The sequence below is a fragment of the Microcoleus sp. Pol12A5 genome, from assembly GCF_036701435.1.
Taxonomy (GTDB): Bacteria; Cyanobacteriota; Cyanobacteriia; order Cyanobacteriales; family Microcoleaceae; genus Microcoleus.
Genome location: NZ_JAUBQU010000083.1, coordinates 17,623 through 28,746, shown reverse-complemented (window position 1 = coordinate 28,746; position 11,124 = coordinate 17,623). Strand labels below are relative to the sequence as shown.

Genomic DNA, 11,124 nt, shown 5'->3' with positions numbered 1-11,124 from the left:
CTCATTACCTAGCTATAACTGTTGCCTCGTTTACCTATCTTTACATACTTCAGTCTTTTCAGCCCGACCTACTTATTGGGGGGAGTAGGGGTTGGGCGGGATGCCCGCTCAAAAACCCAATTCAGATACGCAATTACCAATTCCCCACTTCCAAATTCCCCCTTTCCCATTACCCATTTTTAATTTCCGTCACTTCCCAAGAATTGACTCTGCCAGCCCCAGCTAAAGAAAAATAGCGCCTAGTAGATTCCGGCAAAATAGCTCCCGCCAACAAAGCATTATCTAAATTAGCTCCTACTAACGTCGCCTCGCTCAAATCTGCAGCCATCAAATCAGCTTGACACAACTTTGCCCAATTCAGATTTGCCCCTCTCAAACAACTTCCCCTCAACTTAGCGCCGGTTAAGTTTGCACCCGCCAACTTCACCCCACGCAACTGAGCCGCGCTGAAATTCGCCCCCACCAAATTCGAGCCTTCCAAATTAGCTCCCATGAGTTTAGCTTCGCTCACGTTAATGCCGCTTAAATCTACACCGCAGAGATTCACCCCTGTCAACTGCGCTCGCCGCAGACTGACTCCGGTTAATTGAGCTCCAAAAAGTTTTGCACTATTGAGCCTTGCACCGTAAAGGTTGGCCCAGTTAAAATTAGCTGCCGTCAGATTCGCGCCCAGCAAGTTAACTAATTGCAAGTCGGCGCTGCACAAATTAGCATTCCACAATACAGCGCCCCGCAGGTTTGCGCTAGTTAAAGTTGCGCCGCTTAACCTTACTCTGGGCAATTTTGCTTTTACCAAAAAAGCTCCACTCAAATTAGCTTTTGTCAAATCTGCACCTGAAAGTTGGGTTTCGCCCATTTTGGCAAAAGTCAGATTTGTTCTTTGCATCTGTGCATCGTTGAGTGTTGCTTTGGTGAGAAACGCCCTGCTGAGGTTCGCCCCGGAAAGATTAGCTTGCGAAAGGTTGACTCCGATTAAGATTGCTCCGCTGAGGTTTTTCCCGCTGAGATCGGCTCCAGTAAAGTCTCTTTGTCCTTTTTCGTAATTGTTGAGCAGTTCACTAACTTCCATAGGGCATCATACCTTCTATGATTGGGGGTTTCGATCCAGAAATCTTTACTGTTAAGGTTGTTTCAGAAAGGAAACTGTTTCAGAAAGGAAACTGTTTTAGCGTTTGCCTCAAACGGTATAAATTTCATTAACATCACTTTCTGTTTAAAGGCAATCTCTTAATAAAGATTTTATATCTTCCACGGGGTAGCGATCGCGCTTTCGGTATTTTTGAAGTAAAAGTTAATGTTTCTTGATATAGATAGTCATTGCTTAAGGATCGACCGTAATTCGCAACTTCAGGCGCAGCGTGCCTTTGAACCCTGCAGGAGGTTGCCAGGAACTCAGGGATCTCTTGAGAGTCTCTACGGCGTCTGTTGCTTGCAGCGTCGAGGTTTGAGTATCTATCGCCACTCGGGCAACACGGCCGTCTTGTACCGATAACTCCCACACCGTTTCACCGCTAACCCCCGCCGGGAGATTAAGCGATTGCAGGTATTGAGTCAAAGCGGCGATCGCCCCGGCATCCAACCCTTCGGCGCTAACTACTTGGATGCGATAAGCCAAAGGCTTCGGGGCTGGCAACTCACCGTAAGTTCGCTGCCGCGGCATAGCAGGAGGTGGACTCACAGGTGCCGAGTGGCGATTCGAGGTAATGCTGGGAGAGCCGCCTCTAGTTGGCTCAGCCGCCTCGGACTCGAAAATACCCTCATAGCTGACACCCTGCGGTAATTCCACAGGCACTTGCGCGCGGTGACGAGATCCATCAGGTTCGACTCGCACTTCTTCGCTCACAGCCACAAAAGCCGTGTATTCCGACAGCAAGCGATAAGTCAGAGCAGTATTAGTCACAGCTTCCACCAGAGATTTAGTCTCACCACCAAACATTTGATTCATTAAATCTTTAATGCGCGATCGCCCCCAAAGTTGAGCTACCGCGGGATTGCCAAAATCCGTAGCGCCTGCTGCGACTGAAGTTGACTCCCGCTGCCGCCCGCCAGATTTAGCAAAATTAACAGGTAAAACTTGCTCGTAAGCTTTGCCACCTGCAAGAGTGCCGCGGATGCGAAGTTGGCCGGGGGATCGATCGGTCTTTTTGCCAAACAAAACCAGTGGCTGACTCGCAAACAAGTCTGGGGGTGCGATCGGATAAATCTGCGGTTTTTCCCCCATGCCTTCCCAACTAATTTGAATATTAGTCAATACCGGACTATTAATTTCACGAAAAAACTTTTCTGCCGCTTCTGCCGACGGTTCATCTTGACGAATTACCTGAGACGTGCCTCTTCCCATTTCCGCCAAACGGTTAATCAAAAACCGATTCACAGAACCGCCGACACCAAAACTATAAAGTCGATTTCCCGGTTTCAGACTCCGCTGAACCAGAGCCAGCACTTCATTTTCATTACCAATGTAACCGTCAGTAATTAGTACAATACTCCGCAGCCTTCCCGTTGCCGCCGCCGGAAAATTCATAACTGTTTGAATACCGTTAAGCAGTTCAGTGCCCCCGTTAGCCTGCAACTTTTCGATATAATTAATTGCTTTTTGTCGATTTTCGGTAGTATTTGCTAAAGGAGTTGTTGAAAGCGCTTGTGCAGTGTTTGCAAAATCAATAATAGTAAAAGTATCGTTGGGATTCAGCCCTTGAATGAAGCGGCGCATCAACTCCTTAGATTTTGCCAGCGGTTCGCCCTGTTGAGAACCGGAAGTATCCATCAGAAACACGACATCTTTGGGTACAATTTCATTAGTTTTGTAGTTTAAAGCCGGAATCAAATAAGTAGCAAAATGACCGCCCCGCTTGTCTGATTGAGTCAAAATAGTTGCGCGAGTATTTTCGCCCGCGACTCGATAGCGCAGAATTAAATCTTTATTGGGAATTGTGTCAGAATTGGCTAATTGGACTTGTACAATATTGCCGCTGCGGTCAGTTGTAATTTGATGGGAAGTAGAGCGGACATCGCCGATCGCAACTCCGGCATCTATTTCTACCGAAACAGCGATATTGTGACCCGATCGTGTTCCCGGAGGCAAAACAGGCGGGTTAATGCGATCGGCACCAGAACTATAGCCCCCCCTTGCTAAGGGGGGGTTGGGGGGGATCGTATTTCCCGAAATATAGCGCGGCCCTACCACCATTGGAAACACAAATTCGTAATCGCCGCCGGCAAACTTGAGACTTTCGGTGTAGCGAATCGTAACTTCAATTTTTTCTCCCGGTTTGATATTAGCGAGAGACTGAGTAAAAATATTGTCACGTTCTTGTTCCAACAAACCAGCAGTCCGGCCTTGCTTTCTGGCTCGTTCGTAAATTTCCAAAGCTTCCTCGCGCAGTTTGATATCAGCTTTAATAATTCGTGAGCCTATTTTAATTTCCATATCGTCCACTGCCGCTTCGTCGGGCAAAGGAAATATATAAACAGCTTCTATAGGTTCGGGAAAAGGATTTTCAAACTTCTGAACAACTTCTACGCGGGAGATATTGCCAGCAATTTTGGCTTTAACTTCAGTCTGCTTGAGAGGAAAGACTTGTTCTTGAGTCGTATTGGGAGTTTTGACGAACAAACCGCCTACTCGACAGCTAGTTTCGGGCGATCGCGCCCCATTGCAATTAACATCGTTACTAGCGAGGATTTTCGGCGACACAGACGAATAATTTTCCCCAGGAGCTTTTGCCCGCGCCGCATTTGGAGCGAGCCACGCGCCACACTCGATCGCAGCGAGCAATGCGATACCAGCAGAAAGCAACCGTTGAGTGGATAGAACGCAGACAAACTTCATAGCTGTTTTTTTTAGCAGACTTGAGGTGCTATGTTTACCATGACTTTACGCTTCGCGAAACGTTCCTGAGTTAGCTTTCTGGGAAAAATCACCAAGGGCGTAGGGCTGATTTTAGATTTTACGTTGACTCACCTAGGGGCGGACTGGGCGCTGGAACTTTTGTCGAAGCCATGATTGCTCAGGGCGACTGCTGTCGGGCGCACGATCCCTATTTGGGTGATGTCGGTTGGGGCGATCGTCCGCGACTCCAACCTAGAAAATTGTATGATAGTTAAATAATTAAATAACTCTAACCTCAACCTCTCAAGCTCTAATAAATTGAAAAAGCCATGAATTTTATTAACCCCAAAACCGACTTTGCCTTTTAAAAAATCTTCCGCTCTGCTGACAGCAAAGATATTTTGATTAGCTTCTTAAATCCCATCCTCTACGAAGCGCAGCCAGTCATCGAATATTTAGAAATTCTTGACCCTTATTTAGCTACCAAAATTAAAGGATTCAAAGATACTTACTTGGATGTCAAAGCTAAAATTAGTGGTAGCAAAACTGCGATCATTGAAATGCAGGTATTGAATGTAGAATCCTTTGAAAAACTAATTTTTACAATGCTACAAAAGCTTACTCAGTGCAATTGAAAAGCGGAGAAAACTACAACCTATTAAATCCCGTGATTGCCTTGACGATTACAGATTTCCCAATGTTTGAGCATCTGGACACAGTAATTTCGCGGTTTTGTATCAAAGAAAAAAAATTTGGTCAATTATTTGGCGGATGAATTAGAATTTGTTTTTGTTGAGTTGCCCAAATTTGACAAGACTTTAGCAGAATTAGAGACTCTGACTGATAAGTGGATATATTTCATGAAAACAGCTCGGACGTTAAGGTCTGTGCCGGAAGAGTTGGGAAATGTACCGGAACTCCGCAAAGCTTTTACAATTGCCAATGAAGCAAATCTCGATCCTGATGAATTGGAAGATTTAGAAAGGCGAGAAATTTTTATTCAAGACCAGCACGGTGCAATTACCAAAGCTACCAGAATCGGGATAGAACAAGGAATCAGACAAGGCATCGAACAAGGCATCGAACAAGGCATCCGACAAGGAAAAGTGACATTAATTGTTCGTCAGTTGGAGCGCAGTGTCGGCGTGCTGTCGCCGGAGATCAAAACCAGCATCGCTGAGTTATCCGCTCAGCAATTAGAGAATCTAGGAGAGGAACTATTAGACTTTGCCAGTGTGTCAGATTTGACAACTTGGTTGCAAGCACATAACAATCGTCAATAATTTGGTCAAATGGGTGTAGGGGCCATCCCCCGTGGTTGCCCTTATGGATTACCTATGTCACATTTGAGTCTGACCTGACATTGAAACATCTAAAGTCGAAAATCCTATGAGCAAATTTGTGTTTGTGACTGGCGGCGTGGTTTCCAGCATCGGCAAGGGAATTGTCGGTGCTTCCTTGGGCCGCCTATTGAAGTCGCGGGACTATTCAGTCTCGATTTTGAAGCTAGACCCCTATATTAACGTTGACCCCGGCACTCTGAGCCCGTTTCAGCACGGAGAAGTCTTCGTCACACAAGACGGTGCGGAAACTGACCTGGATTTGGGACACTACGAGCGTTTTACCGATACTTCCATGTCGCGCCTCAACAGCGTCACCACGGGTTCCATTTATCAAGCGGTGATCAACAAAGAACGCCGCGGTGAGTATCAAGGGAGCACGGTGCAGGTGATTCCGCACATCACTAACGAGATTAAAGAGCGAATTCATCGGGTAGCAAAAAATACTAATCCCGATGTCGTGATTACGGAAATCGGCGGAACGGTGGGAGATATTGAATCTTTGCCGTTTTTGGAGGCAATTCGCCAGTTTCGCAAGGATGTCGGCCGGCAAAATGTTGTGTATATGCACGTCACGCTGATACCTTGGATTCCTTCGGCTGGGGAGATGAAAACTAAACCGACTCAGCATTCGGTGAAGGAATTGCGGTCGATCGGCATTCAACCAGATATTTTAGTCTGTCGGTGCGATCGCCCGCTGTCTTTGGGCATGAAACAGAAATTGTCCGAATTCTGCAACGTACCCGAAGAATGTGTCATCACATCTCAAGATGCTAAAAGTATCTACGAAGTACCCCTGATGATGGAAGAGGAGGGTTTAGCCCAACAAACGCTCAATTTGCTGCAACTCGAACATCGCCAGCCAGATTTGCATCAGTGGCAAACTTTAGTCAACAGGCTTTACAGTCCCAATCACAAAATTGATATTGCTTTAGTTGGCAAATACGTGCGGTTAAACGATGCTTATCTTTCGGTGGTCGAAGCTTTGCGGCACGCGGCAATTGCGATCGGCTGCGACCTGAATTTGCACTGGATTAACTCAGAAGATTTAGAATCGGGAAACCTCGATAATTATCTCAAAGATATCAACGGCATTCTTGTACCGGGAGGTTTTGGGGTTCGGGGAGTTGACGGCAAAATAGCGGCGATCGAATATGCTAAACACCATAAAATACCCTTTTTGGGATTGTGTTTGGGGATGCAGTGTGCTGTGATTGAATGGGCGCGCAACAACGCCCAACTAAAGGATGCCAACAGCGCTGAATTTAACCCGGATACAGCAAATCCGGTAATTAATTTATTGCCAGAACAGCAAGATGTAGTCGATTTGGGCGGTACAATGCGACTGGGTTTGTATCCGTGCCGCGTCAACCCAGACACCCTAGCTTTCAAACTTTATCAGAAAGAAGTGATTTACGAACGGCACCGCCATCGGTACGAATTCAACAACGCCTACCGCAATCTTTTCTTAGAATCAGGTTATGCAGTCTCCGGTACATCTCCAGACGGCCGATTAGTAGAAATGATCGAATTGCCGAACCATCCCTTTTTCATAGCCAGTCAATTTCACCCCGAATTCCAATCTCGACCTAGCGCCCCCCACCCATTGTTTCAAGGGTTTATCCAGGCCGCTAGCATCCAGGGAAAGCAGGATGTTTTAGAAGATGAGGGTCGCGGCTTGGTTGCCGAGAAAGTTGCAGCAAACTGATCTCGTATCATGTGCGATCGATTAGTTCTGATATATTAGATGTCTGTAGGGGCGGGTGAGAGTACACAATAGTCAAATCAGGCAGACAATCACCCGCCCAACCCAACAATCGGATTTGATTCGGGTCCCACTTACCGGACATGATATCGGGCAGCATTCTCAACCAGTGAAAAACCTCATCCCCCAGCCCTAACATAGGGATTGGGGGGCTAGTACCCGAAGGGAGAAGGCAAAAGGCAGAAGGCAGAAGGTAAAAATGCTGATATTTTTACTTAACTTTTTAGCTTTGATTTCAAGGGCGATACCAGTTTCCCAAAAAAATGCAACTTTAGGCACGTTCCCAATCCCGATAGTCATCAGTCATGCCCAATCTAAAATCTAAAATCTAAAATCTAAAATGGTATGAGTTGTCAAACTATCCTAAAATACCAGGAAACACAGGTTTGAGGAGGCTTTGTGGCTTATTGGAGCAAAATTACTTATGAGAAAAGTACATACATAATTGACCTTGACACTATTAGTGCTTTTTCTAGCGAACTGGATAACAAGCGTCTCACCTTTTGGCTGCCTAATAGCAGTCAGCCGATTATCCTCAATCCCCAAGGCAATTATGAGGCTTACAAGCAAGTTCTCGATTACCTCAAAAAAACCATCGATCGCAATTCTAGAGGTTCGTGGATTAAAATTCATTATGACCGCAAAGAATTTGCGATCGATATGAGTCGAATTAGCTCTTTTGCTTGCGAACAAAACGGTCGGCTAAGCTTTTGCCTGCCAGACAGCGCAACTAACATTATTATCCTGCGCCAAAGCAACCCGGACGCTTATCAAGAAATTCAGGACTACATTAAAAAGACGACTGGACAATCACTGCCATGAAGAAGTTATTAGTCATTAGTCATTGGTCATTAGTCCTTAGTTAGAAGCACTAACAATGAAAGATGAAGGAGACTATGTTTAGTAACTCCTCACATTCATTTTATTTTTTTTTAGCTAAAGTGCTTAGGTTGCATCCTAATTTTAGATATGAAAAAAGCGCAGTAAAATGCGCTGAGTTTTAAAATTTTAACTATTCAACAAGCTGCCAAGCTAATTTTGCCGCCCCTACCATGCCTGCTTGATTGCCCAATTCAGCAACCAATAACTGTAAATCTTCGCGAGAACTCGGCAGTACACGTTGCTGAATTTCGGCTTGAACCTGCGGCAAGAAAAATTCTGCACCTGCACTAATTCCGCCGCCGATAATAATAGCTTCCGGCGTTAAAACATAAATTATACTTGCCAAACCGATACCCAGATAGCGCCCGTAATTTTGCCAATATTTTAAAGCTTTGGCATCTCCCGACTTAGCTAAATTGGCTAATTCTATAGGTTCTAAACCAGTTTCCCGGCGAATTGCCTGCACCGAAACATACTGTTCTAAAGAACCGCGATTGCCGCTGTTGCACTCCGGGCCGTCGGGATTTATAGTAATCAATCCTAGTTCTCCGGCCGCGCCTTGATGACCTACAAATAGTTTGCCGTCTAGGATAACTGCACCGCCGACTCCTGTACCTAAAGTTATTAAAATTAGGTTTTTAAAGTGCCTTCCTGCGCCCAACCAAGCTTCTCCAAATCCGGCACAGTTGGCATCATTTGCTAATATGGTCGGCAGTCCGGTTTTAGCTTCCACCCAGTCAGCGAGGGGGACATTATGCCAGTTTTTGAGATTAATTGCAACTCTGGCTAGGCGACCGGCGGCGTCTGCAGGACCTGGAGTCCCAATGCCGATCGCACTTACAGCATTTTCGACCGGATTCAGTTGTAAAATAGCATCGGTCATTGTAGCTAAAACTGCTTCTGGCGTTGCGGGTTGAGGGGTTGGGACAGTTAAGGATTGGTGACAAATGCCGTCTTCGCTAAATCTGCCGAGTTTAATTGCGGTGCCGCCTAAGTCAATGCCGATTACTTGTGTCATTCGATGTGGGTTTTGGATGCAAGGATTTGGGATTAATCCTCATAGGATAAACATATTTTAGGATACGGATTGTGCACCTTACCAATTAAGTTTGTAGTGAGGATTAAAATCATCCAACTCTTATTTTAGTGTATATAATTAGCGAGGGAAACTGCGCTAAATCCTTAATAGTATCATAACGAGCGCAATACCTAGAAAAAATTATGGATACAAGCGAGTTCGCCTATTTAATTTCGCCTAACTTACGTTGCGCTACCTCTCGGTTGTGCAAAGCATCGTGATAGTCTGGTTGGAGAGCGATTGCCTGGTTATAAGATGCGATCGCCTCTTCAAATCTTCCTAAATTATACTGCTCATTCCCTCGCTCGCACCAGGCTTTCGCCTCTACATTAACTTCCGATTCTGCCTCCGCACCCTCAGCGCCTCTGCGGTTCACTTCCCCAGCAAAACCCAAACCATCCCCAACAAACACTGCCTCAATCACCCTCCCCTTTGTATCCTCCTCCTCAACCTCCGGCAGCGGAAACCGTGTCAATATCTCCCGCCCAATTTGCATGGCAACCTCTGACAATTCCCCGCTGGCAATTCTACCTAACAATACCAGCCGCTGCGCCAATTCCTGAAGCGATGCCACGGCATCCGCAGCAGCAGTCTCATCATGTTCGCCCTCTAACAATCTTTGCCCAAACCGTCGCAACCAAGCCGCCAATTCACCATCTTTAAGGCGTTTTGCGATTAAGAATCCCGCTACATCCCCTCGACTCCAGCCGGCATTCACCCCTTCCAATATTTCCATGAATTTCGACTCGTATTCAGCGTCAGTTAAGGCTGGGCGGAGGGCGGTATTTCCCGGCGGGGTGGATGGGGTTGGGGTTCCGAATATTCGCTGAAATAGTCGTTTGAAGAATTGCAGAATTTTGTTGAGCATTTGTAAGATTGAGAGGGTGGGGTATTTTCTATGTTATAGCAATTATCAAAAATAGATTATATATTGATTGTCGGCGATATCTGTAGGGACACGGCGCATTGCCGTGTCCGGGATTGCAACGCACAGTAAACAATCAGATCAGTAGAATTAATCTACTTTAAAAGCGGATAATACAGTTCTCCTGTTGAGTTGATAAAACCGGCCCTATCGCCCGCTAAATTCCCCGTTCCCATAAATACGTCAACTCTCCCCGCGCCTTTGATTGCACCGCCGGTATCCTGATCCAAAACGTACCGATTTACCGCATTTTGTTCGAGTTGTCGCGCCGCATTCGGATAAGGGAGTTTTGTACTAATTAATGCTAGTGCGCCAGGGGGCATTAAAGCTTTATCGGTGGCGATAGACCTTTCGGCAGTTACTGGCACTCCAATGCTTCCTGTAGCTGGAACTCCGTTAGTATCCCGGAAGAATACAAAGCTTTCATTTTTCGGCAAATACTTGTTCATCTCTGCCGGAAAATTAGTGAAATATTCCTTGAGTTTAGGCAAATTTAACTCTTCTAAAGTAAACTTTCCGTCTTTAACTAATTCTCGCCCGACTCCTGTATAACTGTGACTGGTTTTGCCTGCAAAACCGACGGTCATCACGCTACCATCTGTTAGCTGCAATCTCGCAGAACCTTGGACGTGCACGAGAAATGCCTGAAATCGATCGCGCAACCAAACTAATTCTAATCCCCGCAACAATCCTTTGCTTCCCTGCAAAGCATCTTCGCCTTCTAATTGCAATCTGGTCGGGTGAGGTTTCGGCCAAGATGCCATGTTTGGCGGCATCCGGTACAGGGGATAACGGTATTCGGAATTCGGCGTGCGAGATGCTGCGTAAGTCGGCTCGAAATAACCCGTAAATGCGACTGTTCCTTTGCCGTCTTTGCCCGTGGATTTATAAAATACAAATTCGCGCTTGACCGATTCCTGGAGTTGTGCCGGAGTTGTCGAACTGACAACTAATTGGCGAAATCGATCGAGAGAACGCCGAACTCGATCGCGCGTAACTCCTGCTACTGGATAGCGGCTGTAAGCAGTGGCGGCGGCTGATGTATCGAGATAGCGGAGGCTGTTGTCGATCGACTTTAACAGAAATTCCCGATCGCCCGGTTTGCCATTTTCTCCCCAGATTTGAGCGTCAAAGGCGAGATCCTCGGAATCGCCCGCTTGCAATTGATTTATACTAATTGGTTGCAGTGGCGCAACTGCAACGGCGGGCACCGAAAAAGCGATCGCCAAAACGCAACAGACGACGGCTAATAACTGATAGCGAAAAATCTTGCTCAATTTCCAATCTTTCCTATTCAATTGA

At 46.2% G+C, this 11,124-nt stretch carries 7 protein-coding genes and 1 pseudogene; 3 read left to right on the top strand and 5 right to left on the bottom strand.

From position 1 onward, the window contains the following. Positions 1–169: 169 nt before the first annotated feature. Both QUA45_RS20130 and QUA45_RS20125 read right to left on the bottom strand, forming a co-directional pair. Positions 170–1,069, bottom strand: a complete 900-nt coding sequence (locus tag QUA45_RS20130) for a pentapeptide repeat-containing protein (RefSeq protein ID WP_333095454.1) — start codon at positions 1,067–1,069, stop codon at positions 170–172. Positions 1,070–1,321: 252 nt separating this feature from the next. Then, on the bottom strand, positions 1,322–3,832 hold the full coding sequence (locus QUA45_RS20125) for a VIT domain-containing protein (protein WP_333221948.1): 2,511 nt from the start codon (positions 3,830–3,832) through the stop codon (positions 1,322–1,324). A 371-nt stretch (positions 3,833–4,203) separates the two neighbouring features. Between QUA45_RS20125 and QUA45_RS29225 the strand changes: the two are divergent. The 3 genes and pseudogenes from QUA45_RS29225 (at position 4,204) to QUA45_RS20105 (ending at position 7,759) form a co-directional block, all read left to right on the top strand. Beyond that, positions 4,204–5,115, top strand: a pseudogene (locus QUA45_RS29225) (Rpn family recombination-promoting nuclease/putative transposase). Between the two features lie 106 nt (positions 5,116–5,221). Further along, on the top strand, positions 5,222–6,880 hold the full coding sequence (locus QUA45_RS20110) for a CTP synthase (protein WP_333095452.1): 1,659 nt from the start codon (positions 5,222–5,224) through the stop codon (positions 6,878–6,880). Between the two features lie 456 nt (positions 6,881–7,336). Then, positions 7,337–7,759, top strand: coding sequence for a hypothetical protein (locus QUA45_RS20105; RefSeq protein WP_333095449.1), 423 nt, complete (start codon positions 7,337–7,339; stop codon positions 7,757–7,759). A 190-nt stretch (positions 7,760–7,949) separates the two neighbouring features. Here the strand turns inward: QUA45_RS20105 and QUA45_RS20100 are convergent, their stop codons facing one another. From QUA45_RS20100 to mltA, 3 genes are all read right to left on the bottom strand, one after another. Beyond that, on the bottom strand, positions 7,950–8,837 hold the full coding sequence (locus QUA45_RS20100; RefSeq protein WP_333221946.1) for an ROK family protein: 888 nt from the start codon (positions 8,835–8,837) through the stop codon (positions 7,950–7,952). 223 nt (positions 8,838–9,060) lie between these two features. Then, positions 9,061–9,765, bottom strand: coding sequence for a tetratricopeptide repeat protein (locus tag QUA45_RS20095; protein WP_333221945.1), 705 nt, complete (start codon positions 9,763–9,765; stop codon positions 9,061–9,063). Between the two features lie 152 nt (positions 9,766–9,917). Then, positions 9,918–11,120 carry a murein transglycosylase A gene (gene mltA / locus QUA45_RS20090; RefSeq protein WP_445305337.1) on the bottom strand — a complete coding sequence of 401 codons (1,203 nt, stop codon included), beginning with the start codon at positions 11,118–11,120 and terminating at the stop codon, positions 9,918–9,920. Positions 11,121–11,124 lie beyond the last annotated feature (4 nt).

Bases quoted from the DNA above. Each gene is read 5' to 3' on its own strand.
- QUA45_RS20130 (WP_333095454.1), bottom strand. From the start codon at position 1,069: ATGGAAGTTAGTGAACTGCTCAACAATTACGAAAAAGGACAAAGAGAC.
- QUA45_RS20125 (WP_333221948.1), bottom strand. From the start codon at position 3,832: ATGAAGTTTGTCTGCGTTCTATCCACTCAACGGTTGCTTTCTGCTGGT.
- QUA45_RS20110 (WP_333095452.1), top strand. From the start codon at position 5,222: ATGAGCAAATTTGTGTTTGTGACTGGCGGCGTGGTTTCCAGCATCGGC.
- QUA45_RS20100 (WP_333221946.1), bottom strand. From the start codon at position 8,837: ATGACACAAGTAATCGGCATTGACTTAGGCGGCACCGCAATTAAACTC.
- QUA45_RS20095 (WP_333221945.1), bottom strand. From the start codon at position 9,765: ATGCTCAACAAAATTCTGCAATTCTTCAAACGACTATTTCAGCGAATA.